A 24,392-nucleotide genomic window follows, 5' to 3' on the forward strand; every position below is an offset into this window, starting at 1 on the left:
TCCCACCAGCGGCCGGAGCGTTGTCACCTACGTGGAACCTCGTGATTTCTGGGATCGGAACTCGGTCCTGGCGGAAGCTTTCTGCGTCAGTGACGAACGCATGCGCCGTGCGCAGGCGCTGTTGGACGAGGCGCAGGCCGAACGGAGCAGGACGCTGGCCGCGTTCGCCGTCACGGTCGGCGACGACGGGTCGATCGCCGACCTGATGGGGCTGAACGAGCGCGAAGTGCGGTTGGCGCGGCGCACGGTGGGCCGCAGTGACGCGCGGTCACTGGCCCAGGAGCTGCTGACCCGGAAGACGCCGAAGACCGAGGAGTCCTCCGACGAGCCCGCGGCCCCCGGCCCGGAGATCCCCCTGCCGCACCCGCGCGAGGAGATGGCCGCGCCGGCGGCGGACGCCGGGGCGGAGCCGCCGCCCGTGCCGCCGGTCCCGGCCATGCCGCCGACCCCTCCCCCGGCGCCGCAGCCGCAGGCCGGGACGGGCGACCACACGGCCGCCTGGTCGCCCAGCATGGACTCCGTGCTGTTGTGGAGCTGGGAGTCCGGGCTCGACGTGCAGACGGTCGCCGCCGAACTCGGGCTGGACGTACGGTCGTTGCTGATGCGTTTACAGGAACTGGCCAACGACGGGATGCTCACGCTCGCCCATCCGGTCACCGAGGTGACCCGGTCGGGCCGCCACCGCCGCCAGAACTTCGACGACCAGGCTTACGCGGCGCTGTTCAGCCCCACCGCCACCTTCCCCACCCCCATGCCGTACTGAGCGCTGAGGGCTGTCGGGTCGGGCGTACGCCGACGGGGGCGGGCGGGGCCGCCGGAACCGCCGGGAGCCGGCCGGAGGGACACCGGCCGGCCCCGCCCGGGGCGGCCCGGGTCAGCGGCGCGCGGCGACGGAGTCGAACCAGCGCACGATCTGCGGACCCGACTTCATATACGTGGTGTTGTGGTCGACGGCCCCCTGGTCGACGACCTCGGCCCGGGTGCCGCGCGCGGCCAGATCGGCGGCGCACTCGCGGGTGTTGGCGATCGGCACGTCGGTGTCGCCGGACGCGGAGTAGAGGCGCACCGGGACGCGCGGCTTCCAGGCGCAGGAGCCGTCCTGGGCGCGTACGGCGTCCAGCAGGGCTCCGGTGGGGTGCTGGACCTCCCGGTAGTAGTCGTCGGTGAGCAGTTCCCGCAGCGTCCCGGGCAGGGCCGGGATGATCTGCTCCTCGGTGTGGTGGGTGTCGAAGAGGTCGTCGGCGACCGCCGCGTACGGCTCCCGGAACACCTCGGAGGGGTCCTTGTAGAGCGGGTGCAGCCGGTTCTGCGCGGTGAGGAAGTACGTCATGTAGAAGACGCCGCTGATGTCGTTGACCCGGCCGTCGAACAGGGCGGGCATCTCGGCGCGCTCGATGGCGTACGGCCCCGAGACGGGGGCGAGGGCGCGCAGCCTGAAGTGCCGGTCGGCGCCCTCGCCCAGGGACTTGGCCAGGGCCATGGCGACCTGGCCGCCCTGGGAGAAGCCGCTGGCGTACACGTCGCCGGTGAGCGGCCGGCCCAGGCGCTGCGCGGCGGTCCGGGAGGCCCTCAGCATGTCGAGGGAGGCGGTGACGGCGGACCCGGTGTCCATGTACGGGTGGCGGCCCGGCCCCTTGCCCAGGCCGAGGTAGTCGGGGGCGGCGACGGCGCGGCCCGAGGAGGCGTGGAGGTACGGGGCGAACCGCCCGAAGTCCTCGCCGACGGAGGGCGCGTAGTCCCGGTGGGCCATCGTGCCGTGGGTGTCGGACACCAGGTCGAGGCGGTGCGCACCGCCCTTGGGGAGGGCGAGGAGGCCGGTGGCGGTGGTGGGCGCGCCCTGCGGGGTGACGGTGCGGTACGTGAGCCGGTAGGCGGTCAGCCCGTGGCGGACGGTGGCGGTGTCCATGCCGCCGGAGGCGAGGAAGCGGGCCACGTCGGCGCGGCCCAGGTCGGCCACCGGGGTGATGTCCAGCAGGTCCCCCCGGTCGCCGGGGCCGGCGGTCCGGTGCGCGTGCGGGCCGACGGCACCGGCGGTCACGGCGGCCGTGGCGGTCTGCTGGGCGGCGGCGGGAACGGCGCCGAGCGCGGCGAGGACCACGACGGTGGCGGCCGCGACGCCGCGCCGGAGGGTGCGGCGACGAGTGCCCCGAGTCGCCTGCCGGGAAAGGATGTTGTTCTCCATGCCGGTGACGTTATGCGCCCGGCGACGTCACCGGCATCGGCCTGGACACCCGATCGGGGTAGACCTGACGACACCCCCGTGCCGGGGGGTTCTCCCCCTCGGCGGCGCGGCGGCGGTCGCGCCGCCGTGCCCTCGTCAGAGCCGCTGGATGATCGTGCCCGTCGCCAGGGCGCCGCCCGCGCACATCGTGATCAGGGCGAACTCCTTGTCCCGGCGTTCCAGTTCGTGCAGGGCGGTGGTGATCAGCCGGGCCCCGGTGGCGCCGACCGGGTGACCGAGCGCGATGGCGCCGCCGTTGACGTTGACCTTGTCCAGGTCCTGCTCGAAGACCCGGGCCCAGCTCAGCACCACGGACGCGAACGCCTCGTTGATCTCGACGACGTCGATGTCCTTGAGCGACATCCCGGCCTTGCCCAGCACCGCGCGCGTCGCGTCGACCGGCCCGTCGAGGTGGTAGTGCGGGTCGGCTCCGGCGAGCGTCTGCGCGACGATCCGGGCGCGCGGCCTGAGCTTGAGGGCGCGCGCCATGCGCTTGGACGCCCACATGATCGCGCAGGCCCCGTCGGAGATCTGCGAGGAGTTGCCCGCGGTGTGGATCGCGGTGGGCATGACCGGCTTGAGCCCGGCGAGCGCCTCCGCGCTGGTGTCGCGTAACCCCTCGTCGCGGTCGACCAGGCGCCACATGCCCTGCCCGGCGGCCTGCTCCTCCTCGGTGGTCGGCACCTGGACCGCGTACGTCTCCCGCTTGAAGCGCTCCTCGGCCCACGCGACGGCCGCCCGCTCCTGCGAGAGCAGCCCGAACCGGTCGACGTCCGCCCTGGTCAGACCGCGCCTGCGGGCGATGCGCTCGGCGGCCTCGAACTGGTTGGGCAGGTCGACGTTCCACTCGTCGGGCCAGGGCTTGCCCGGCCCGTGCTTGGAGCCGCTGCCCAGCGGCACCCGCGACATGGCCTCGACACCGCAGCTGATCCCGATGTCGATCACCCCGGCCGCGACCATGTTGGCGACCATGTGGGACGCCTGCTGCGAGGAACCGCACTGGCAGTCCACGGTGGTGGCGGCGGTCTCGTACGGGAGGCCCACGGCGAGCCAGGCGTTGCGCGCCGGGTTCATGGACTGTTCGCCCGCGTGGGTGACCGTGCCGCCGACGATCTGCTCGACGCAGTCGGCGTGGATGCCGGTGCGGCCGAGGAGTTCTCGGTAGGTCTCGCCCAGCAGATAGGCGGGGTGCAGATTGGCGAGCGCGCCTCCGCGCTTGCCGATGGGGGTGCGTACGGCTTCGACGATGACGGGTTCCGCGGCCATGAGCTCGTCCTCTCCTCGCGCCTCCGCCCGGGCGTCCCGGCGCCGGTGGAGGCGAACTAGTACGCGTTCTAGTTCTTTGGGCAGTCTTATGAGACCCGGCACCGGTGCGCAAGGGTGCTGCACGCACCTTGCGCCCGCTTCATGCCTGCCCCACCCACTCTTCACGCAACAGAACCGCACACCCCCCTTGCCAGTTGTAGAACCCGTTACTACCTTGCGGACAACTTCTGATGGGCCGTCAGGCAATGCCCGGACGGACCTCGGACCGACCTGGAGATGCCGATGTCCTGCCCCCATCTGCCCGAAGGCTTCGACTTCACCGATCCCGACCTGCTCCAATCCCGCGTCCCGCACCCGGAGTTCGCCGAGATGCGGCAGACCGCGCCGGTCTGGTGGTGCGCCCAGCCGTCCGGCGTCTCCGGCTTCGGCGACGAGGGCTACTGGGTCGTCACCCGGCACGCGGACGTCAAGTACGTCTCGACCCACCCGGAACTGTTCTCGTCCCACATCAACACGGCGATCATCCGCTTCAACGAGTCGATCAGCCGCGACCAGATCGACGTCCAGAAGCTGATCATGCTGAACATGGACCCGCCCGAGCACACCCGGGTCCGGCAGATCGTCCAGCGGGGCTTCACCCCCCGGGCGGTGCGCTCGCTGGAGCAGGCCCTGCGCGCCCGGGCCCGTTCGATCGTCGAGTCCGCGCTCGCCGGGGCCCGGACCGGCGACGGCTCCGACGGCTCGTTCGACTTCGTCACCCGGGTCGCCGTCGAACTGCCGCTCCAGGCCATCGCGGAACTCATCGGCGTGCCGCAGGAGGACCGGTCGAAGATCTTCGACTGGTCCAACAAGATGGCCGCGTACGACGATCCGGAGTACGCGATCACCGAGGAGGTCGGCGCCGAGGCGGCCATGGAGCTCATCTCCTACGCGATGAACCTCGCGGCCGCCCGCAAGGAGTGCCCGGCCGGGGACATCGTGAGCCGGCTGGTCGCCGCGGAGGGCGAGGGGAACCTCTCCTCCGACGAGTTCGGCTTCTTCGTGATCCTGCTGGCCGTCGCCGGGAACGAGACCACCCGCAACGCCATCAGCCACGGGATGCACGCCTTCCTCACCCACCCCGACCAGTGGGAGCTCTACAAGCGCGAGCGGCCGGAGACCACCGCCGAGGAGATCGTCCGCTGGGCCACCCCGGTGGTCTCCTTCCAGCGGACCGCCACCCAGGACGTCGAACTCGGCGGGCAGCGGATCAGGAAGGGGGACCGGGTCGGGCTGTTCTACTCCTCGGCCAACAACGACCCCGAGGTCTTCGAGAACCCGGAGGCCTTCGACATCGCCCGCGACCCCAACCCGCATCTCGGTTTCGGCGGCGGCGGACCGCACTTCTGCCTCGGCAAGTCCCTCGCGGTGATGGAGATCAACCTGATCTTCAACGCGATCGCGGACGTGATGCCGGACCTGCGCCCGGCCGGTGAGCCGCGACGGCTGCGCTCGGCCTGGCTCAACGGGATCAAGCAGCTCCAGGTCAGCACGGGCGGCGGCGCCCCGGAGGCATGACCGCCCGCACGGGATGAATTGACGTTCCGTCAACTCTGCCTGGCGGGGCGGGCGGCCAGCCGCGCCCGCCCCGCCCTCGGCGCCCCGCCGGACGCCGCGCCGCGGTCCGGCGGGCCCTGACCACGCCGGTCCGCACCCCGGTCATCATGGCCGCGTTCCTGGGGGTCGTCTTCTCCGCGCTCGGACTGCGGCTGCCGGACGCCCTCGCCCGCTCCTGCGATCTGCACGGCGGCGCCGCCGTGCCGACGGCCCTGGCCGCGCTCGGCCTGTCCCTGAACGCCCGCCCGGCCGACGGGGCTCCCACGCCGGCGGAGCGCCCGGGGCGAAAGGCGCGCGCGGGCCGTGCGGAGGTCGCCGCGGCGGTCGCCCTCAAGACGCCGGTCCAGCCGCTGACCGCCCTCGCCGTCGGCGGCCCGCTGCTGCACCTGCCGGAGCGTCAGCTGCCGGCCGTCCTGCTCCGCTCCGCCCTGCCGACCGCTCAGAACGTCTTCGTCCACGCCCAGCAGTACGGGCTGGACACCCGGATCGCGCGACTGCGTGGTGGCCTCGACGGTGGTGTCGACGGCCACGCTGTCACTCGCCGCCTGGGCCCTGGGAGCGGCCTCCTGATCCGTTCGAGTGGCGGACCGGGCCCGACGGGCGGATGCTGGTCGAGCGGCGATCCAGGCCGAAGGGGCACCGGGACGACGCGCTCGTCCCGGCGCCCCTTCGGCGCCGTCGGGTACGGGGGACGGGAGGCGCGGCCCCTACCCCCGTGGGCCGCCCACCGCGTCACCGACCGGTCTCGGCGCACCGCCCCCGGTTCCCGGACCCTCCGCCAGGTCGTCCAGCGGTTTCGCCGCGGCCGGCACGGTCGGCAGCCGCAGCTTCCGGGGCCCGGCCAGGGCGTACGTCAGGCCGAAGCCGAGCGCGACGACGGTCGCGCCGCCCACCGCGTCCAGCACCCAGTGGTTGGCCGTGGCGATGATCGCGGAGACGGTGAACAGCGGGTGCAGCAGCCCCAGCGCCTTCATCCACGTCTTCGGGGCCAGCATGACGACGACCACACCGCACCAGAGCGACCATCCGAAGTGCAGCGAGGGCATCGCCGCGTACTGATTGGTCACCGAGGTGAGCGTTCCGTAGTCCGGCTTCGCGAAGTCCTGGACGCCGTGGACGGTGTCGATGAAGCCGAGGCCCGGCATCAGCCGGGGCGGGGCCAGCGGATAGAGCCAGAAGCCGACCAGCGCGAGGATCGTGGTGAAGCCGATGGAGCTGCGCACCCAGCGGTAGTCCGCCGGACGGCGTGCGTAGAGCACGCCGAGGATCGCCAGCGGCACGATGAAGTGGAACGTCGTGTAGTAGTAGTCGAAGAATCCGCGCAGCCAGCCGATCCCGGCGACCGTGTGGTTGGCCCAGTGCTCGATGTCGATGTGCAGCCACTGTTCGAGCGAGTGGATCTGCCGGCCGTGCCGTTCGGCCGTGCCGCGGCCCGCCGTCGCGGCCAGCCTGACCTGCGAGTAGGCGGAGTACACGACCCTGATCAGCAGCAGTTCCAGCAGCAGGTTGGGGCGGCTGAGGACCCGGCGCCAGAACGGCAGCAGCGGGACGCGGCTCCAGCGGGCCGGGACCGGGGCCGCGTAGTCCGTGGGGACCGGGTCCCGCCAGTACGGCGAGGTGCGCGGCAGGAACGGCACGACGCAGGCCGCGCCGAGGGCCGCGAGCAGCAGCGCGTTGTCGCGCACGGGGAAGACCACCGCCATGTTCGGCAGCAGCATCGTGCCGGGCAGCGTGCTCACGAGCACCACCACCGCGGGCCACACCAGGCGGTCGGAGGCCCGCTTGCCGACCCGGCCGACGACCGCGAGCAGCACCCACAGCAGCTGGTGCTGCCAGGCGGTCGGGGAGACCGCGACGGCGACGCAGCCGGTCACGGCGACGGCGAGCAGCAGCTGCCCGTCCCGGGCGTACCGCACGGCGCGGCGCAGCCCGAACCAGCAGACGGCGGCCGACAGCGCCAGGAACAGCGCGACCTCGACCGGGCCGGCCAGCCCCAGGCGCAGCAGCGCGCCGTGCAGCGACTGGTTGGCCAGGCTGTCCGCGTTCTCGCCGAGCCCGGCGCCCGCCACGTGGTGCACCCAGTACGTCCAGGAGTCGCGCGGCATCGCGGCCCAGGCCAGCGCCGTGCCGGCGGCGAACGTGACGCCGCCGGTCACCGCCGCCCGTCGGCGGCCGGTGAACAGCAGCAGGACCGCGAAGAGCAGAACGGTCGGCTGGAGCGCGGCGGCCAGCCCGATCAGGAGGCCCGAGGCGCGTTCCCCGCGGACCACGAAACAGGCCAGCAGCACCAGGAGCACCGGGAGCACGCTCGTCTGCCCCAGGTGGAACGCGTTGCGCACCGGCAGCGACAGCATCAGCAGGCTGATCGCGACCGGGGCGGCCAGCAAGGAGGTGCGGCGCGCGACCGGGCCCGGCAGCGCCCGCGCGGCCACCGCGCCCAGGGCGACGACGAGCAGCAGCGAGCCGAAGGCCCAGGCGACGCCCAGGCTCTGTTCCGCCATCCGGGTGAGCGGTTTCAGCACCAGCCCGGCGAACGGGGTGCCGGTGAAGCGGTCGTTGTCGTACAGCGACCCCGTCACATGCAGGACGCCGTTCTCACCGGTCCAGGTGTCGAGATCGATGAACCGTTCACCTGGCGGACGGCCCAGCACCGCCGCCGTCTGCCGTACGGCCAATGCGGCCACAATCAGCCAGAGCAGGGCCCGGACAGCCCCGGTCCTCGCCCCCGTGGCCGTCTCTGAGCGCACACTGTGTTCCGCATCCGCCACGCTGCGCCGACCCTCCCGCCGTTTTCGTGCCCGTTTTTCGACCTGGGCGTGCCGTGAAACCTTCGCATTGCGCCATGGGGAAGACCCAATCAACCCCCTCTTCGCCTGGCTGTAATCCTGCCCGCTCCCGAAAGAATGACCGAATGCTTACTCGGGCCGGATGCCGCAGCCAGGGCCCGGACCAGGTCGACACAGGGCCGGAGCACGGCTGGAACCCGACCTGAACCAGCGGGGATCTGGCCGGAACCGGACCGCCGGCCGCCACGTCCTTACCCCGTGTTCGTCGGTCACGGGGAGTCGGTCACGGGGGAGGAAGACGGAGCGTGTGGGACTCGGGGGGCGTGTGTGATGTGCGGCACACCTGGTTGGTGCGGGCCGTGGTGCTGGCGCTGCTGCTGGTGTCGTTGCAGCTGGGGTCGCTGATCCGCCCGGCGTACGCCTGCGGCTGCGGGGCGATGGTTCCGAGGGGGTCGGCCGAGGTGGCCGTCGACCGGGAGACGTCGGTGGTGGCCTGGGACGGGCGCACCGAGGAGATCGTGATGCGGCTCACGGTCCGCGGCGACGCCCCGGAGGCGGCCTGGATCATGCCGGTGCCGCACCGGGCGAGCGTGCGGCTCGGTGATCCGTCGCTCTTCTCCGGGCTGGCGGCCCTCACCGCGCCGGCGCCGGCCACCCGGCACCACTTCTGGCCGCGCTCCGGCGACTGGCCGTTCGCCGGGGCGTGGGGCGACGCGGACGGCGCGGGCCGCCCCGTGGCCGCCGCTCCGCCGGTGCGGGTCGTGGGCCGCGAGCGGCTCGGCCCGTTCGACGTGGCGCGGCTGGCCGCGACCGACCCGCGGGCCCTCGGGGACTGGCTCGACGACAACGGCTTCGAGCTGCCCGACCGGCTGGCGGCGGCGCTGGGGCCGTATGTCGAGAGGAAGTGGGAGTACGTCGCGGTCCGGCTCGCCCCGCGGGACGGGAACGACCCGCTCCGGGGCGAGCTGGAACCGCTGCGGCTGCGCTTCGCCGCCGACCGGCCGGTCTATCCGATGCGGCTGTCGAGGCTGGCCTCGACCCCGCAGCGGCTGGACCTGTACGTCCTGGCGGCGCACCGGATGGAGCCGCGCGACGCGATCGGCGGCGACGCGCCCCGGGTGACGTACGCGGGCCGGATCGATCCCGGCCGGCTGGGGGCGGCCCTGGACGGGGCCGGGGCGCTGCCCGGGGTGACGGCCGGAACGCCCGTGTTCCTCACCGCCGTCGAGCAGTCGTTCCCCCGTCCGGAGCGGATCGACGGCGATCACGAGCTGCGCGCGGCCGCCGCCGACACCCCGTACCGGACGCTGGTGTACCGGGACGCGCTGCTGACCGCGGGCGGCGTCCCCGTCTGGCTGCTGTCGGTCCTCGGGGCCGTGGCGCTGCTGTCGGCGCCGGTGGGAATCGCGGTGGTGCGGGCGCGGCGGGCGAGACCACAATGACCGGCATGGCCTGGACCGTGACCCCCGAGCCCGTCGGCTCGCCCGACGCCTCGCTGCTGCGCCGCGACTACTACGCCGAGGTCGCCGGCCGCTACTGGGGGCGGCCCGCGACCGCCCGGGAGATCGAGGACGGCCTCACCGGCGACGGCGCCGACCGGCTCACGCCGCCGACCGGGCAGTTCGTCGTCGGCCGGTTCGGTGGGCGGGCCGCCGGCTGCGTCGGGCTGCTGCTGGTGGACGCGGACGTCGCGGAGCTGACCCGGGTGTTCGTGCGCCCGGGGCATCGCGGCACGGGCGGCGGCGGGCTGCTGCTGGCCGCCGCCGAGAGCGCGGCCCGGGGCTTCGGCGTGCGCACGGTCAGGCTGGACACCCGCCACGATCTGGTCGAGGCGCGCGGGCTGTACGCCAAGCACGGGTACCGGGAGGTTCCGGCGTTCAATCAGGACCGGTACGCCGAGCACTGGTTCGCCAAGGAGCTCTGACGTCCGCCGGGGACGGGCCGCGCGCCGCGCAGCCTCAGGACGTGTCCGCCGGCCGTCCGAGGGGGCCGCTCGCGTGATCGCGCCGCGGTCCGGGGCCGGGCGGCCGGTCCCTGTGGGATCCGCCGGTCTCCGCGCTCAGCTCCTCCACCAGTCTGACCAGATCGGTGGGCCGCTCCGGTCCCCACCAGTCCCCCAGCCACTCCGCCATCAGCCGCTCGCGGGCCTCCCCGAGCCTCACGACCACCTCCGAACCGGTGTCGGTGAGCACCAGCTGTACGCCTTCGCGCCGGACCAGGCCCCGCTCCTCCAGCTGCCGCACCGCCTCGCCGATCACCCCCAGCGGCACCGGGGTGGTGTCCGCGAGCACGGCGGGCTCGACCGCGCCGTGCCGTCGCACGCGCAACAGCAGCCAGCTCGCCGCGGGCAGCAGGTCGTACCCGGCCCGCCTGGTTATCCGCTCGTACGTCTCGCGGCGCCCCTGGCGGGTGGCGAGCACCGAGAGCGCCCGCGCGCACTCGTCGTACGAGGAGCGCTCGACCGGATTGGGCCCCAGCGTCTCACTGGGTTCCGGGGCGGTCACCGAGCCGCGCAAGGGGTCCTCCTTGAGGAACCAGGCGAAGACGAGGGCGATCAGCACGACCGGGGCCGCGTACAGGAACACATCGGTGATCGACGTCGAGTACGCGTGCAGCACCTGCGTCCGCAGCGCCGACGGCAGCCCGTCGATGGCGCGCGGGTCCGCGGCCAGCCGCTCCGCGCCGGCCCCGGGCGGCAGGGGGCGGCCGGCGAGCGCGGCGCCCAGCTTGTCGGTGAGCCGGTTCGTGAAGATGGTGCCGAAGACGGCGACCCCGAACGAGGCGCCGATGGAGCGGAAGAACGTGGCCCCGGAAGTGGCGACGCCGAGGTCCCGGTACGTGACCGCGTTCTGCACCACCAGCACCAGCACCTGCATCACCAGGCCGAGACCGGCCCCGAAGACGAAGAAGCAGGCGCTCATCTCCCAGGTGCCGCTGGTCTCGGTCAGCCGATGCAGAAGCAGCAGGCCGATCGCGGTGACCCCGGTGCCCGCGATGGGGAACGCCTTCCAGCGGCCGGTACGGCTGACGGCCTGCCCGGAGAGCGTGGAGGTGAGCAGCAGGCCCAGCACCAGGGGCAGCATGTGCACCCCGGACATGGTCGGCGTGATGTGGTGCACCACCTGGAGGAAGGTCGGCAGATAGGTCGTCGCGCCGAACATCGCGAAGCCCACGACGAAGCTGATGACGGCGACGAGGGTGAAGGTCCTGATCCGGAACAGGGCCGGCGGGATGACGGGCTCGGCGGCGCGGCGCTCCACCTGGACGAAGACCGCCGTCATCAGCACGCTCAGCGCGGTGAGCGCGAGGATCTGCGCCGAGCCCCAGGCCCAGGTGGTGCCGCCGAGCGAGGCGACGAGGACCAGGCAGGTGGCGACGGAGGCGATGAGGAACGTGCCGAGGTAGTCGATGGCGTGCTTGGTGCGGTGGGCCGGGATGCGCAGCACGGCGGCGATCACGAGGAGCGCGACGACGCCGATCGGCAGGTTGACGTAGAAGACCCAGCGCCAGGTGAGATGTTGGGTGAAGAAGCCGCCCAGCAGCGGCCCGAGAACGCTCGTCGTGCCGAAGACCGCGCCGAACAGCCCCTGGTACTTGCCCCGCTCGCGCGGTGGCACGAGATCGCCGACGATCGCCATCGAGAGCACCATGAGACCGCCGCCGCCGAGGCCCTGAAGCGCCCGGAAGCCGATGAGCTGGAGCATGTCCTGGGCGATCCCGCAGAGCGCGGAGCCGATGAGGAAGATGACGATGGCGGCCTGGAAGAGCTTCTTGCGGCCGTACTGGTCACCGAGTTTGCCCCAGAGCGGGGTCGCGGCGGTCGACGCCAGCAGATAGGCCGTCACGACCCAGGAGAGATGTTCCAGACCGCCGAGGTCGCTGACGATGGTCGGCAGCGCGGTCGACACGATGGTCTGGTCGAGCGCCGCCAGCAGCATGCCGAGGAGCAGCGCCCCGATGGCCACCAGGACCGACCGGGCGGAACGGCTCCCTCCGAAGTCCGGGGCCGAGGCCGGGGCCGGCTCCCGGGCCTGCCCCCGGCCCGGTTCCGGCTTCTCGTCCCGGGCCGGAGTCGAGTCCGCGCCCTGGGCCGGGACAGGGCCCTGAACCGGGCCCTGGGTCGGGTCCTGGGTCGGGGTCGGTTCCGGGTCCGGGGGGCTCGGATGCTGCGCCATGGAAACGTCTCCTCGGGTCCACTACATCCCCATCCTGGACGTTTCATCCCGTTATGGCCTGGCGAGATCCGCCCCCGACATGACCCACCGGGATCCCGCGACCACGAGGCGAGGAGGACCGGCCCGTGTGTGCCGGGACGTCGGCGGACCCCGATTGACGTTCTCGAATCCCGCTTTGTATCGTGATGGAACAAAGTGGCCTTCGCCCGCCACCCCCTGACCGGTGGGCGAGGCCGCTTGTTCCCCCAGCGGCTCACGGTCAGATGCGGCGGGCGCGCTCGGCGTCGGCGGACAGCTCGCGCGTCAGGCCCTCGTCGGCGATGCCGAGCTCGGCGAACACCTCCCCGATTCCCCGATCCCGGCAGCGCGGCGAGCGAGGGCGGGCGGGCCGGACCCCGCGACGCCGCAGGTATTCGTCAGACACCCCCTAACGCCGCCGTACCGCTGGACATGCCGGAACACGGCCCCCATGTCTCGCGTCCGCAGGGCCTGGCGCATCGCGGCCTGTTCCCGGGCCCACGCAGGTAATTCGATCGCCGCGACAACGCCCATGAAGCCCCCTCACAGCACAACGGAGGATCAGGGCCCCCGGGCCGGTTTCCGCCGGGCCCCTTCATCCGTGCCGCATCTCCGGATCGGCCAGGGCACGGATCGACCGGACCAGCTGGATTGGCCAGAGCGGCACCGCCTTTGTATCGTGATGGAACAAATCAGCCACGCGTAGAGGATGGCCTCATGCCCAGGTCGGAGACCATAGGTGTTTTCAAGGCATTGCTCCTGGACATGGACGGCACCCTCGTGAACTCCGACGCCGTCGTGGAGCGCTGCTGGCGACGCTGGGCGGCGCGTGAGGGGCTCGACCCCGAGGCCGTCCTCAAAGTGGTCCACGGGCGGCAGGGCTACGCCACCATGGCGGTGCTGCTCCCGGACCGCCCGATGGAGCGGAACCACGCGGACAACCGGGCGATGCTCGCCGAGGAGACCGCGGACACCGACGGCGTCGTCCCGGTCGCCGGGGCGCCCGCCTTCATGGAAGCGATCGCCGCGCTTCCGCACGCCCTGGTCACCTCGGCCGACGAAGCACTGGCCCGGACCAGGATGACGGCCGCCGGTCTGCGCATGCCCACGACCCGGGTCACCGCCGAGCACGTCGGAGCCAGCAAGCCGGACCCCGAGGGCTTCCTCAAGGGCGCGGCCGAGCTGGGCTTCGCCCCGGCGGACTGCGTCGTCTTCGAGGACTCCGAGGCGGGCATCGCGGCCGGCCGGGCGGCGGGCATGCGCGTCGTGGGCGTCGGCCCGCGAGCGGCGGCGCTCTCCCCCGACGCGCATGTCGAGGACCTGACGCGGCTGCGGGTGGAGGCGGCGGCCGACGGTTCGATCGGGCTGCGCATCACCGCGCGATAGCCCCGGCGGCGGGTCGCGCCCGTCGGCCGGCCCGCCGGTCGCGCGCCCCCGGCCGCTCCACCGCCCTCAGTCCCGGTGCAGACGCCCCCGCGCGACCAGTTCGAGCACGGTCGCGACCGCCACCGCCTGCACCGCCATCAGCGCCACCAGCACGAACAACTGCACCGCCCCCGCCTGAACGGGTGAGGCGCCGCCCAGCAGCATGCCCACGAACGCGCCCGGCAACGTGACGAGCCCCACGGTCCTCGTCTGGTCCAGCCCCGGCAGCAACGCGTCCGCCGCCGCGGGGCGGGCGATCTCCAGCCGCGCGTCGCGGTCGAGCAGCCCCAGCGCCAGGCCCGCCTCCACCTCCCCGCGCCGCAGCGCCAGTTCGTCCAGCGCCCGCCGCCCGCCGAGCACGGTCGCGGTCAACGCGCCTCCGATGAGGATGCCGGTCACCGGAATGAGCGCGACGCCCCGCACCGGGACGAGACCGGTGACCAACAGCAGGGCCACCACCGGCACGACCCCCGCCCCGATCGGCAGCGCCGCCCACCACCAGGTGCGATTGCGGGTGATCCGACGTCCCGCGGTCCGGACCGCCACCGCGTACATCACGGCCATGAACATGAGCAGCGGCGGCAGCGCACGCATCACCCAGCCGATGAGCAGGGAGACCACGGCGAGTTGAACGGCCGCGCGCAGCCCGGCCAGCAGCATGTCGCGCGACCGGCCGAGCGAGGCCAGGGACACGACCAGGGACGCTCCCACCAGCAGCAGGCCGAGCACGGCGCCGAGTGTCATGTCCACCGGGAGCAGCACGCCGCAACCCTACGTCCACGCCCACCGCTCCGGCAGCCCCCACCAGACGATCGAACTCCCCGACCTTCCCGCCGACTTGGCACGCCATCAGCGAGAACGCGCCCGCGTGGACGCAGGCGTACGCCCCCGTGCTCCAGCCCCGTTCGTCAGAACTCTTGATGTGACGTGCCCATGTCGTCACTCTGTTACCTGGCGCCCACCCCACGGAAACCTGGCGCCGCCACCATGACCGGGCACCACGGGTCGCCCGTCCAAGGTCCCCCCCACGTCAAGGGAGTTCGCATGTCAGGCGTCTACGCGCGTCGCATCGCCGTCGCCGCAGCATCCACAGCCCTCGCCGCCACGACCGGGCTGCTCAACGCCCCGGCCGCCCAGGCGGCCATGCCCACCCCGGTCTCGGCATCGACCGCGCGCACCTATCTGAGCCAGCTGACCGTCGCGGCCGAGGGCTCGTCGAGCGGCTACAGCCGGTCCAAGTTCCCGCACTGGATCACACAGTCCGGCGCCTGCAACACCCGCGAGGTCGTCCTTGAGCGCGACGGCACGAACGTGCAGCAGGACTCCAGTTGCGCGGCGGTCAGCGGCACTTGGTACTCGGAGTACGACGGGGCCACCTGGACCGCCGCCTCCGACCTGGACATCGACCACGTGGTGCCGCTCGCCGAGGCGTGGCGGTCGGGTGCCAGCAGCTGGACCACCGCCCAACGACAGGCGTACGCCAATGACTTGACCCGGCCTCAGCTCATCGCGGTGACCGACAACGTCAACCAGGCCAAGGGCGACAAGGACCCGGCCGACTGGCTGCCCCCGCGCACCGCGTACCGCTGCACCTACGCGCGCGCCTGGGTGCATGTGAAGCACTACTACGACCTGACCGTCGACGCCGCCGAGAAGAGCGCCCTGCAGGGCATCCTGAACAACTGCTGAGACGGCCCGCCGCGGAACGCGACGCCGCGACACCGGGAGACGCGATACGGCGACGCCGTGACGCCGCGACACCGGGAGACGCGATGCCGTGACGCCGCGATGCCGTGACGCCGGGGAACGCGATACGGCGACGCCATGACGCCTGCGGTTCCGCCGGACACGGCGCAGGGCCGCCACCGCCATCGTCCCGCCACACCCGCCCCGCCCCACACCCGCCCCACACCGCCCCGCCCGACGAAATCCCGCTCGGGCGGGGCTTTCATGCGCCCGGCAAGCCTCCGCGCCACGCCGGAGACACGGCACATTTTCGGCCGACTCCGCCCGCCGACGGCAACCTTCGAGCACATCCGTCCCGTCACTCACGCCCCACCGACCCCACACCCGCCGACCCGCCGCCCGACGCCGGCACCATCGCCGGTCCGCGGGTCCGCCGGGCGCGCGAGCGGCCCCGGAAACGCGGCGCACGCCCACCCTCACCGCCCGGCTCCGCACGCGACCTGCCCATCACCCGTGCATGCGCCGCACGAACGCGGCGAGAAACCCCGCATACCGACCAGCCGGCATCCGGCGGACCGCCACCGGGGCAGTCGGCCTCCGGCATATCCCACAGTGGCCGGAAAACTGCGTTGCCATTGGTTCAGGCCAAGTCTGTGACCAGGGGCGCGCAGATGAAGGCGCCATCCAAGCGAAGCGCGGCCGAACACCGTGCCGCAACTTTCAGCCAGTCGACATAATGTTGAACTTGCAAGTATTGGTGAGGTCTCCCTAATCTGGACCAGCCGATCGGTTCACGCCCCCACCCGACCGAAGGAGCCCCCCATGCACACACGCTTGAATCAGGCCCAGCCCTACGTTCTCGGCCTGTTCCGCATCATCGTCGGCCTCCTCTTCACCTGCCATGGAGCAGCCGCCCTCTTCGGCCTCTTCGGCGACAGCTCCATAGCCGCCGGCACCTGGCCCAAGTGGTACGCGGCGGTCATCGAACTGGTCGGCGGGGCGCTGGTGGCGCTCGGCCTGGGCACCAGGTTCGCCGCGCTGATCTCCTCCGGCTCCATGGCGTACGCGTACTTCACCGTCCACCAGCCCAACGGGCTCTTCCCGATGCAGAACGGCGGGGAGGCCGCGGCCACCTTCTGCTGGATCTTCCTGCTGCTGGTCTTCAGCGGGCCGGGAGCGTTCTCCCTGGACCGGCTGATCGGCCGCGACGGAACGGAGCCGGGCGAGGACCGCGCACGCGACCGGGCTCCGGCCGTAACCGCCTGACGCCCGGCCCGGGCCGACACCCGCCCCGGGCCGCACGGAACCACCCCTCCCCGCCCCGGTCCCCCCACTCCCCGGCCGACCGTCCGGCACCACCGCACCGGCCAGCCGCGCGCCACGCGGGTACGCGCGTGCACGCCCGCTCGCGTACACCCGGAATACGCTCCTCATTCTCCGGGTGTACGTGAGCTTCCCAACATCATCCTTATTTACGGATCATCGGATGAGTATCGGGCGTACGCTGTACAGCTGGCCGTGCCGCTCCTGCCGCTCCCCTGCGACGTCGCGGCGTTGTTCCGGATCGGGGAGTAGTAGTTGCTTGAGAGTGTGGCCGCGCTGACCGGCAGCTCCTGGATATACGCGGTGGTCGCCGTCTCCGTGCTCCTCGACGTCTTCCTTCCCGTGCTGCCCAGCGGGGTCCTGGTCATCACCGCCGCCACCGCGGCCGCCGCCGGTTCGACGACCGTCGCGGGCGCGGCCTCCGCGGCACGCGCCGCCGAGCAGGCCCAGGTCCCGTCACTCCTCGCCCTGATCCTCTGCGCGACCGGCGCCTCGGTCCTCGGCGACCTCGTCGCCTACCGGCTGGCCTGGCGCGGCGGCGAGCGCCTGGACCGGGCCATCGCCCGCTCTCGACGTCTCACCACGGCGCAGGAACGCCTGGGCGCGGCCCTGGCCCGGGGCGGCGGCATCCTCGTGATCATCGCGCGCTTCGCCCCGGCCGGCCGGTCGGTGGTCTCCCTGGGCGCGGGCGCCGCGCACCGCAAGGTGAAGGAGTTCCTGCCCTGGTCCGCCCTGGCGGGAGCGGCCTGGGCCGGTTACAGCGTGGGGCTCGGTTACTTCGGCGGGCAGTGGCTCGGCGCGACCTGGGTGGGCACGGCCGTCTCCGTCCTCGCCCTGTTCGTGGCGGGGGCCCTGGCCGCGTACGTCGTACGGCGGCCCGCCGAGGACGCCGGCGCGACCGCCCAGGCGCCCGCGCCGGTGTCTACCGTGTCCTGACGGAGCCCCGTATCTCCAGACCGTCCAGCAGCCTGGCGGTCGCCTCGGCGATCTCGTCGACGGCCCGGTCGAACGCCTCCCGGTTGTGCGCGGCCGGGGCGCGGAAGCCCGACACCTTCCGTACGAACTGCAGGGCGGCGGCCCGGATCTCCTCCTCGGTGGCCTCCTCGGGGAGCGCGGGCGGTCGTAGCGTCTTGATGCTTCGGCACATGCGTCCAGTGTGACCCGAGCCACTGACAACGGCCGGGGCGGAGAACGACCGGGGACGGACAACGGCCGGGGACACGCCCGCCGGACCGCACCGGCCCCGCCGTACCGACCGGTCCCGTACCGACCGGCCCCGCCGTACCACCCGGCCCCCGTGCCGTACGGCATCCGCCTGGCACGGCCCAGCCCCGCCCGTCCGTCGTCGTCCGGATCTCAGATGAGGACCCTCGACCGGTCCGTGCACAGGGCCCAGATCACGAAGGTGTCGACGGCGATGGAGATGATCGCCCAGATCGGCTGGTACGGCAGCCAGACGAAGTTGATCACCAGGCTGACGGCGGCGAGCGCCACACCCGTCGTGCGGGCCCACGCCGCGCCCTTGAGGATGCCCCAGCCGACGATCCCGAGCACGATGCCGAGGATCAGGTGGATCCAGCCCCACGCGGTCACGTCGAACCTGAACGTGTAATTCCTGATCCGCGCGTAGACCGCGTCGGAGGCGATACCGGAGATGCCCTTGATCACCCCGAAGAAGCCGTCGACGAGGAGCAGGACACCGGCGAACATGGTTCCGCCGGCCGCCCAGGGGTCGGCTCTGCCCGGACCGGGCGGGTGGGCCGGGCCTGGTGTGGACGCTGAGTGTGCCATCGGGCCTCCCTGCCGGAGCGGGACCGCGGAACCGCGGGGTCAGAACCGACCCTGCGCGGCCTGCTCCGCCGCGACCACCCGGGCGCGCCCGCGCGAGTGACCGACGCGGCGACCGGGCGGGACGGATCAACGGCGGACCACCGGCGGATCACCCCGCAAGCGTTACTTTCGACAGTGCCGGAACGCCCTCCCACCTGCGTACCGTCGTACGGGTGAAGAGAGCGATGACCGGTGACGCGACCCGGCGGGGCGTCGTCCGCAGGGCCCTGGCGGCCGTTTCCCCCGGCGGTCTGCTGACCCTCGCCGCGGCCGTCTGCGCCGCGCTGAGCGCCCTCAGCGTGGTGTGGGCGCTCCCAGCGGCCGTGGCGGCCTTCTTCGCGGGCCGGGAACCGGGCAGGACCGGGCCCGCGCTCCTGGGGCTGGTCGCTCTCGTCGCGGGCGGGGTCGTCGCGGTGGCCCTGGTGCCGTCCTGGCTGCTGATGGCGGGGCGGTTCGCCGCCGTGGTGTCGGTGGCGGCGATGCTGCCCTGGTTCGCCGGGCGGTTCTGGCGCCAGTACCAGGAGCTCGTCCGGGCGGGCTGGGAACGGGCCGAGCGGCTGGAGCGCGAACAGCGGCTCGTCGCCGAGCAGGCGAGGTCCCGGGAGCGCGCCCGGATCGCCCAGGACATGCACGACGTCCTCGGACACGACCTCAGCCTCATCGCGCTGTCGGCTGGGGCCCTCAAGCTCTCGCCCGGCCTGGACGAGTCCCAGCGGGCCGCGGCGGGCGAGATCCGGGCGCGGGCGGCGGCGTCGGTGGAACGGCTCGGCGAGGTGATCGGCATCCTGCGGGAGGAGGCGGACGACGAGCCGCCCCGGGCCTCCGGCACCGGCATCCCCCGCCTGGTCGCGGACGCCTCGGCCGCCGGTCTCGTCGTCGATCTGCGGATCGACCACGACGACGCGCCCCGTACCGAAGGCGACGCGGGCGCGCGCACCGACACCCCCGCTCCCCCGGCCACGCACATCGCCGACTCCGTCCCCACGGGCGCCGCCGTCGACGCCTTCCCTCCCCCCGGCACGAACCCCCGCACCGGTGCCGCCGCCACGGGCGCCGCCACCGGATCCTTCCCTCACGACGCCCCGCCGGCCGTCGCGCGGGCGGCCCACCGGGTCGTCCAGGAGGCCCTGACCAACGCCGCCAAGCACGCCCCGATGGCCCGGGTGAGCGTGCGGGTGACGTACACCGCGGAGGAGACCGCGGTCCACGTACGGAACGGGCCCCCGCCCACGCGGCACGGCCCCGAGCCCGTGCCCGGCACCGGGCGAGGCCTGATCGGGCTGGACGAACGGGTACGCCTGGCGGGCGGCACCTTCGAGTACGGCCCCCACGAGGGCGGCTTCGCGGTCACCGCGCGGATACCGCACAGGCCCTCCGCCCCTCGCCCGTCCACGACGCCCCGGACGCCGGCCCCGGCGCTGCCCCCGGAGCACCGGCGCGCCCGCAGCAGGGTCCGGCGGGCGCTGGTGACCGCGATCGTGCTGCCGCTGGTGGTGTGGGCGGTGCTCTGTGCCGCCCTCATGGGCTGGGACATCCGCTCGGCCCGGCTGTCGGTACTGGACCCGGGTGACTATGCCCGGCTGCGGGTGGGACAGGATCAGGACGCGGTGCGCCGGCTGCTGCCCGAGCGCGAGACCACCCAGCGGCAGGCGGCCGGGGAACCGAGGGGGAACGGCATCACATGCGCGTACTACGCGATGACGGCGGACCGCTTCGACGACCGTTCCGGGGACGCGTACCGGCTCTGCTTCCGCGACGGGAGACTGATGTCCAAGGAGGCCCTGACACCGGGACCGGACCGCCTGCCATGACCGTGCCGACCGGCCTGACCGGGCCGACCGAACCGCATGACGACAGGCCGCATGCCGACGAACCGCGTACCGGCCAACCGCGTACCGACCGTAGGAACAAGCCGAGCAGGGACGAGCAGGGAAAGGACGGTGGCCTGCCGATGATCCGGGTGCTGATCGCCGACGACGAGCCGATGATCCGCAAGGGCGTGCGCTCGGTGCTCTCCGTAGATCCGGAGATCGACGTCGTCGCCGAGGCGGGCGACGGGCGCGAGGCCGTGGAACTGGTCCGCCGTCACCGGCCCGCCGTCGCCGTGCTCGACATCCGGATGCCGGGGACGAACGGCATCGAGGCGGCGGCCGAGATCCGGCGCACCGCGCCCGGGACCGGGGTGGTGATGCTCACGACCTTCGGCGAGGACGACTACATCCTCCAGGCCCTGGGCGGCGGCGCCACCGGCTTCCTGATCAAGTCCGGCGAACCGGAGGAACTCATCGCCGGGATCCGCGCGGTGGCCGAGGGCGCCGCCTATCTCTCACCGAAGGTCGCGGCGCGGGTCGTCGCCCATCTCTCCGAGACGGGGGCGGGCGCCCGGGCCGGGCGTCGCAGCGCCGCCCGGGAACGGGTCCATGCCCTGACCGCCCGGGAACGCGACGTGCTGGCCCTGCTCGGCGGCGGCCTCTCCAACGGGCAGATCGCCCGGCGTCTGCATGTGGTGGAAGGGACGGTCAAGGCGCATGTGAGTTCCATCCTCGCCCGGCTGGGGGTGGACAACCGCGCCGCCGCGGCGGTCGTCGCCCACGAGGCCGGCGTCATCGCGCCCGCGCAGCCGCCGGAACCTCTCCCCGAGCGCTGACGCCGCCGTTCGCGCGAGCGGCAGGAACGCCAGCAGCACCGCCGCGACCGCCGTGGCCGCGAGGAGCGCGCCGGCCAGCACGTCGTGCGGGTAGTGCACCCCCACCATGACCCGCAGCAGCGCCGCGGCCCCGGCCAACGGCAGGGTGACGGCCGCGAGCCGGGGCCGCAGCACGGCCAGACCGGTCGCGAGGCCGACGGCGAGGGTGGCGTGGTTGCTCGGGAACGACCAGTCGCCGGGCGGCGGGCACTCGGCGACCGCCTTCGCCGCGCCGTGCAGGGCCCGGCACGGCCGTGCCTCGTCGACGACCTCCTTCACGGCCTCGCTCACCACGTAGGCGAGTACGGTGCCGACGCCGGTGAGCACCGTGCCGGCGGACAGCCGGGTGTCCCCGCGCCGCACCGCACCCCACCACACCCACATCAGCAGCACCCCGAGCACCACCAGGGTGCCCTCGGTGGCCAGTTCCAGCAGCGGCCCCACCCATGACGGGCCGTCCGCCACCGTTTCGGTCACCGACCGGTACACGGACGCCGAGGTCCCGCCCGTCACCTCCACCGCGCCGGCCCTGCCCCATCCGCCGGGCGCGAGCCACGCCACGCCGAGCGCCCCCGCGCCCAGGACGGCGCAGGCGAGCCACGGCCGCGCCCCGCTCCGCGCCCTGCCCCGGGAGCCGCTGCCACGAGAGCCACCGCCCCGGGGGCCGCTGCTGGGAGACGCACTTCCACTCATTGCTTGCTTCATGCCGGCGAAGGTACGAGCGGGAGGCGCGGCCCGGCCTCGGCCGAACGGAAGGCCCCGGCCCTGACTTTCGTCAGGGGGTGCCACCGAAAACAGGCGCCGCCGGACGGAGATACCACCGGACACGAACACCACCGAAAACGAGCGCCGCCGGAAACGGGTATCACCGGACACGGACGCGGACACAGTCACGGACGCGGCCGGGGACCGGGCGTGCAGGGGGGCGCGCACGCGCGCGGGCGCGCCGGAGTGCACTCTTCCTTGCTCCGGCGCACCACCGGTGTCACCCTCGATGTCACCATTGGTTCAAAAGTGTCTGCGGATCACGAGGTGCGCGCGATGGCGAGCGGAATGCGGTGGGCGACGACGGGAGTTGCGGCTGCGGGCCTGGGGCTGGCCGGGGCGGGGCTGGCGTGGGCGTGGCGGCATCAGGACGAGCTGGCGATGCGGCGGCCGGTCAACGAATGGACCTTCACGCACATGTCGCTGGTCCTGCCCACGGAGACGGTCGCGCGCTCGGGCCCGGTGCACGAACTGCCATACCGTCCAATGCCGTTCACCGGCTTCCGCTATGAGTTCCGCGGCGTCGGACGCACCTTGGAGGATCTGCACACGCGGACCCGAACCACCGGTTTCGCGGTGCTGCACCGGGGCGCGCTCGTGCATGAGGCATATCCGGGCCGGTTCGCCGCCCCGGACCGGCGCTTCCAGGTGTTCTCACTGTCGAAGTCGGTGACGTCGATGCTGATCGGCATCGCCCTGGAGGAGGGCGCGATCGGTTCGCTCGACGACAAGGTGGTCACCTACTGCCCGGAGCTGGCGGGCTCGGCGTTCGACGGACCGACCGTCGAGAACCTGCTCCACATGACCAGCGGCGCCGGCGGGATCGAGGACTACGAGGACCCCGACGCCCCGGTCAACCGGCTGATGCGCGCGGTGACGGGACGCGGCACCGTGCTGGAGGCGGTCCGCTCGGTGGAGCCGACCGTGACGCCGGGGACCTGGTTCAACTACTCCACGCTCGACACCCAGGTCCTGGGCTGGCTGCTGGAGGCGGCGACGGGCAGGTCGCTGGCGCGGTACGCGACCGAGCGGCTGTGGAGCAGGATCGGCCCGGAGCACGACGCCTTCTACGCGCTCTCGCGCAGCAGGCCGCGCACGGCGGTGGGCGGCGGAACGTTCAACGCGACCGTACGGGATCTGGCCCGGGTGGGCCTGCTGATGGCGCGCGGCGGCCGGCTCGGCGACGTCCAGGTGGTGCCGGAGGCGTGGGTCCGGCGCAGCCGCGGCGCGGGGCTGCCCCATCTGGAAGTGGGCGCGCTGGGCGGCGACTTCGACCACTACGGGTACGCGAACCAGTGGTGGACGCTGGGCGGCCCGCACCGGGCGTTCACGGGCCTGGGCATCCATGGCCAGTACCTGTGGGTGGACCCGGTGGCGGACGTGGTGGTGGTCAAGACCAGTGCCTGGCCCGTCGCCGACGACCCGGAACGGGACGCCGAGACCGTCGCGGCGCTGTCCGCGCTGGTCGCCCACCTGGAGGCCGCGGGCTGATCCACGAGCGGGGCCGCGGCCGCGCCCGGACGGCCCCCACCGGTCGGGCCCGCGGCGCCCCGCGCCCGGACGTGTCCCCCACCCGTCAGGCCCGCGGCGCCCCGCACCTGGACGGCCCCACCCGTCGTGCCCGCGGCGCTCCCGTCCGCCCCCGCCCGCGCACGCACGTCCAATCGCGTCACCGCCCGCGCCGGCGCCCCTCCCGCCGCCCGCCGCCCGCGCCCCCGTGCCGGCCCACGCGGCAACCGCCGTTCCGACGACACGGCCCTTAGGATGACGGCATGACAGACCCCGGGACCGCGGCCGCCCCGGAGCCCAGGTCCCGGCGCGGCAGGCCGCCCAAGGCGGCTCTGGACCAGGACCGGATCCTGGACGCCGCGGCCTCGCTGATCGAACGCGACGGCCCGGACGCGCTGACCCTGCGCCGCCTGGGCGCGGACCTCGGTTCCAACCACACGGCGGTGCTGCGCCACTTCTCCGGCAAGGACGACATCCTCCTGGGGCTGACCGAGCGGCTGATCGCCGAGGCGATCGACGGCTTCGAGGCGAGCGAGGACTGGCGCGACACCCTGGCCGGCCTCGCCCGGCGGATGCGCCGGGTGTGCCTGGCGCATCCGCGCATCGCCGTCCTGGCGGTCTCCCGGGTCTCGCGCCGCGGGGCCGAGTTCCGGGGTGCGGACACGGTCATCGGCGCACTCCGGCAGGCCGGCTTCGGCGAGCGGGACGCGGCCCGCTACTACCGCGCCCTCACCGACGCCTCCCTGGCCATGGGCGCGTTCGAGGCGGCCTTCGCCGCCCTCGGCCCGGAGGCCCGGGAGGGCGACCGCATGGCCTGGCGGCGCGAATACCTCACGGCCTCCCCCGCCCGCTACCCGCATCTGGCCGCCGCCGCCCCGTACTTGGCCGAGGCCGACGAGGACGACCGTTTCGAGACCGCCCTGGGCCTCATGCTGGACGCGGTCGAACTGCGCGCCCGGCGCACGCGCGCGCCCGGCCGCGCCCCGGCGCGCGACTGACCGCCAACCGGAACCGCGCGGACGAGTCCGGCCGCCCCGGCGGGGGTAGAAACCGTACGAGCCGGTCGCCGCGCCGGGAACGGGTCGCACCCGCCCGGACGTCGGCGA

General features: G+C 73.4%; 20 protein-coding genes and 2 pseudogenes. 13 read left to right on the forward strand and 9 right to left on the reverse strand.

The window, feature by feature from the left end; translation table 11 throughout:
• Positions 1–100 precede the first annotated feature (100 nt).
• On the forward strand, positions 101–763 hold the full coding sequence (locus WA762_RS01505; protein WP_335932093.1) for a hypothetical protein: 663 nt from the start codon (positions 101–103) through the stop codon (positions 761–763).
• A gap of 111 nt (positions 764–874) precedes the next feature.
• Here the strand turns inward: WA762_RS01505 and WA762_RS01510 are convergent, their stop codons facing one another.
• Entirely contained in the window at positions 875–2,182 is a 1,308-nt protein-coding gene (locus WA762_RS01510) for an alpha/beta hydrolase family protein (protein ID WP_335932094.1), read from the reverse strand.
• 135 nt (positions 2,183–2,317) lie between these two features.
• Positions 2,318–3,487, reverse strand: coding sequence for a steroid 3-ketoacyl-CoA thiolase (locus WA762_RS01515; protein ID WP_335932096.1), 1,170 nt, complete (start codon positions 3,485–3,487; stop codon positions 2,318–2,320).
• A 282-nt stretch (positions 3,488–3,769) separates the two neighbouring features.
• Between WA762_RS01515 and WA762_RS01520 the strand changes: the two genes are divergently transcribed.
• Together WA762_RS01520 and WA762_RS01525 are read left to right on the forward strand one after the other, a co-directional pair.
• Complete coding sequence (locus tag WA762_RS01520) at positions 3,770–5,044, forward strand: cytochrome P450 (RefSeq protein ID WP_335932098.1); 1,275 nt, start codon at positions 3,770–3,772, stop codon at positions 5,042–5,044.
• Between the two features lie 146 nt (positions 5,045–5,190).
• Positions 5,191–5,514: pseudogene (locus tag WA762_RS01525) on the forward strand (AEC family transporter); the annotation flags it as partial.
• 276 nt (positions 5,515–5,790) lie between these two features.
• On the opposite strand, the gene WA762_RS01530 reads toward WA762_RS01525, so the two are convergent.
• Positions 5,791–7,830, reverse strand: a complete 2,040-nt coding sequence (locus WA762_RS01530; RefSeq protein ID WP_335932100.1) for a bifunctional glycosyltransferase 87/phosphatase PAP2 family protein — start codon at positions 7,828–7,830, stop codon at positions 5,791–5,793.
• A 362-nt stretch (positions 7,831–8,192) separates the two neighbouring features.
• On the opposite strand from WA762_RS01530, the gene WA762_RS01535 reads away from it, so the two are divergent.
• Both WA762_RS01535 and WA762_RS01540 read left to right on the forward strand, forming a co-directional pair.
• Entirely contained in the window at positions 8,193–9,311 is a 1,119-nt protein-coding gene (locus tag WA762_RS01535; protein WP_335932102.1) for a DUF2330 domain-containing protein, read from the forward strand.
• Positions 9,312–9,316: 5 nt separating this feature from the next.
• On the forward strand, positions 9,317–9,793 hold the full coding sequence (locus tag WA762_RS01540) for a GNAT family N-acetyltransferase (protein WP_335932104.1): 477 nt from the start codon (positions 9,317–9,319) through the stop codon (positions 9,791–9,793).
• Between the two features lie 34 nt (positions 9,794–9,827).
• Here WA762_RS01540 and WA762_RS01545 read toward each other — a convergent pair whose 3' ends face one another.
• Positions 9,828–12,044, reverse strand: coding sequence for an MFS transporter (locus tag WA762_RS01545; RefSeq protein ID WP_335932106.1), 2,217 nt, complete (start codon positions 12,042–12,044; stop codon positions 9,828–9,830).
• A gap of 259 nt (positions 12,045–12,303) precedes the next feature.
• A complete protein-coding gene (locus tag WA762_RS01550) occupies positions 12,304–12,468 on the reverse strand; it encodes a hypothetical protein (RefSeq protein ID WP_335932108.1) in 165 nt (54 codons plus the stop codon).
• 311 nt (positions 12,469–12,779) lie between these two features.
• Between WA762_RS01550 and WA762_RS01555 the strand changes: the two genes are divergently transcribed.
• Positions 12,780–13,448, forward strand: coding sequence for an HAD-IA family hydrolase (locus WA762_RS01555; RefSeq protein ID WP_335932110.1), 669 nt, complete (start codon positions 12,780–12,782; stop codon positions 13,446–13,448).
• Positions 13,449–13,514: 66 nt separating this feature from the next.
• Here WA762_RS01555 and WA762_RS01560 read toward each other — a convergent pair whose 3' ends face one another.
• Complete coding sequence (locus WA762_RS01560; RefSeq protein WP_335932112.1) at positions 13,515–14,249, reverse strand: ABC transporter permease; 735 nt, start codon at positions 14,247–14,249, stop codon at positions 13,515–13,517.
• A gap of 282 nt (positions 14,250–14,531) precedes the next feature.
• Between WA762_RS01560 and WA762_RS01565 the strand changes: the two genes are divergently transcribed.
• The 3 genes from WA762_RS01565 to WA762_RS01575 all read left to right on the forward strand — a co-directional run bounded on the left by WA762_RS01565 (position 14,532) and on the right by WA762_RS01575 (position 17,432).
• A complete protein-coding gene (locus WA762_RS01565) occupies positions 14,532–15,176 on the forward strand; it encodes an HNH endonuclease family protein (protein WP_335932114.1) in 645 nt (214 codons plus the stop codon).
• 819 nt (positions 15,177–15,995) lie between these two features.
• Positions 15,996–16,439, forward strand: coding sequence for a DoxX family protein (locus WA762_RS01570; protein WP_335932116.1), 444 nt, complete (start codon positions 15,996–15,998; stop codon positions 16,437–16,439).
• Between the two features lie 312 nt (positions 16,440–16,751).
• Positions 16,752–17,432, forward strand: coding sequence for a DedA family protein (locus WA762_RS01575; RefSeq protein ID WP_335932118.1), 681 nt, complete (start codon positions 16,752–16,754; stop codon positions 17,430–17,432).
• Here WA762_RS01575 and WA762_RS01580 read toward each other — a convergent pair.
• Together WA762_RS01580 and WA762_RS01585 are read right to left on the reverse strand one after the other, a co-directional pair.
• A complete protein-coding gene (locus WA762_RS01580; RefSeq protein ID WP_335932120.1) occupies positions 17,419–17,643 on the reverse strand; it encodes a DUF2277 domain-containing protein in 225 nt (74 codons plus the stop codon). The two genes, WA762_RS01575 and WA762_RS01580, sit on opposite strands and share 14 nt — an antisense overlap.
• Before the next feature lie 209 nt (positions 17,644–17,852).
• Complete coding sequence (locus WA762_RS01585; protein WP_335932122.1) at positions 17,853–18,287, reverse strand: DUF7144 family membrane protein; 435 nt, start codon at positions 18,285–18,287, stop codon at positions 17,853–17,855.
• 224 nt (positions 18,288–18,511) lie between these two features.
• Between WA762_RS01585 and WA762_RS01590 the strand changes: the two genes are divergently transcribed.
• Together WA762_RS01590 and WA762_RS01595 are read left to right on the forward strand one after the other, a co-directional pair.
• Entirely contained in the window at positions 18,512–20,137 is a 1,626-nt protein-coding gene (locus WA762_RS01590; RefSeq protein WP_335932289.1) for a sensor histidine kinase, read from the forward strand.
• A 140-nt stretch (positions 20,138–20,277) separates the two neighbouring features.
• Positions 20,278–20,973, forward strand: a complete 696-nt coding sequence (locus WA762_RS01595) for a response regulator transcription factor (RefSeq protein ID WP_335932291.1) — start codon at positions 20,278–20,280, stop codon at positions 20,971–20,973.
• Here the strand turns inward: WA762_RS01595 and WA762_RS01600 are convergent.
• Positions 20,950–21,705: pseudogene (locus WA762_RS01600) on the reverse strand (phosphatase PAP2 family protein); the annotation flags it as partial. The gene WA762_RS01595 and the pseudogene WA762_RS01600 sit on opposite strands and share 24 nt — an antisense overlap.
• A gap of 348 nt (positions 21,706–22,053) precedes the next feature.
• Between WA762_RS01600 and WA762_RS01605 the strand changes: the two are divergent.
• Both WA762_RS01605 and WA762_RS01610 read left to right on the forward strand, forming a co-directional pair.
• On the forward strand, positions 22,054–23,268 hold the full coding sequence (locus WA762_RS01605) for a serine hydrolase domain-containing protein (RefSeq protein WP_335932124.1): 1,215 nt from the start codon (positions 22,054–22,056) through the stop codon (positions 23,266–23,268).
• A gap of 281 nt (positions 23,269–23,549) precedes the next feature.
• Entirely contained in the window at positions 23,550–24,284 is a 735-nt protein-coding gene (locus WA762_RS01610; protein ID WP_335932126.1) for a TetR/AcrR family transcriptional regulator C-terminal domain-containing protein, read from the forward strand.
• The last annotated feature ends 108 nt before the right edge of the window (positions 24,285–24,392 follow it).

Source organism: Streptomyces tyrfis, assembly GCF_037034285.1.
GTDB lineage: Bacteria > Actinomycetota > Actinomycetes > Streptomycetales > Streptomycetaceae > Streptomyces.

Bases quoted from the DNA above. Each gene is read 5' to 3' on its own strand.
- WA762_RS01505 (WP_335932093.1), top strand. From the start codon at position 101: ATGCGCCGTGCGCAGGCGCTGTTGGACGAGGCGCAGGCCGAACGGAGC.
- WA762_RS01510 (WP_335932094.1), bottom strand. From the start codon at position 2,182: ATGGAGAACAACATCCTTTCCCGGCAGGCGACTCGGGGCACTCGTCGC.
- WA762_RS01515 (WP_335932096.1), bottom strand. From the start codon at position 3,487: ATGGCCGCGGAACCCGTCATCGTCGAAGCCGTACGCACCCCCATCGGC.
- WA762_RS01520 (WP_335932098.1), top strand. From the start codon at position 3,770: ATGTCCTGCCCCCATCTGCCCGAAGGCTTCGACTTCACCGATCCCGAC.
- WA762_RS01540 (WP_335932104.1), top strand. From the start codon at position 9,317: ATGGCCTGGACCGTGACCCCCGAGCCCGTCGGCTCGCCCGACGCCTCG.
- WA762_RS01545 (WP_335932106.1), bottom strand. From the start codon at position 12,044: ATGGCGCAGCATCCGAGCCCCCCGGACCCGGAACCGACCCCGACCCAG.
- WA762_RS01555 (WP_335932110.1), top strand. From the start codon at position 12,780: ATGCCCAGGTCGGAGACCATAGGTGTTTTCAAGGCATTGCTCCTGGAC.
- WA762_RS01565 (WP_335932114.1), top strand. From the start codon at position 14,532: ATGTCAGGCGTCTACGCGCGTCGCATCGCCGTCGCCGCAGCATCCACA.
- WA762_RS01570 (WP_335932116.1), top strand. From the start codon at position 15,996: ATGCACACACGCTTGAATCAGGCCCAGCCCTACGTTCTCGGCCTGTTC.
- WA762_RS01580 (WP_335932120.1), bottom strand. From the start codon at position 17,643: ATGTGCCGAAGCATCAAGACGCTACGACCGCCCGCGCTCCCCGAGGAG.
- WA762_RS01585 (WP_335932122.1), bottom strand. From the start codon at position 18,287: ATGGCACACTCAGCGTCCACACCAGGCCCGGCCCACCCGCCCGGTCCG.
- WA762_RS01590 (WP_335932289.1), top strand. From the start codon at position 18,512: ATGACCGGTGACGCGACCCGGCGGGGCGTCGTCCGCAGGGCCCTGGCG.
- WA762_RS01595 (WP_335932291.1), top strand. From the start codon at position 20,278: ATGATCCGGGTGCTGATCGCCGACGACGAGCCGATGATCCGCAAGGGC.
- WA762_RS01605 (WP_335932124.1), top strand. From the start codon at position 22,054: ATGGCGAGCGGAATGCGGTGGGCGACGACGGGAGTTGCGGCTGCGGGC.
- WA762_RS01610 (WP_335932126.1), top strand. From the start codon at position 23,550: ATGACAGACCCCGGGACCGCGGCCGCCCCGGAGCCCAGGTCCCGGCGC.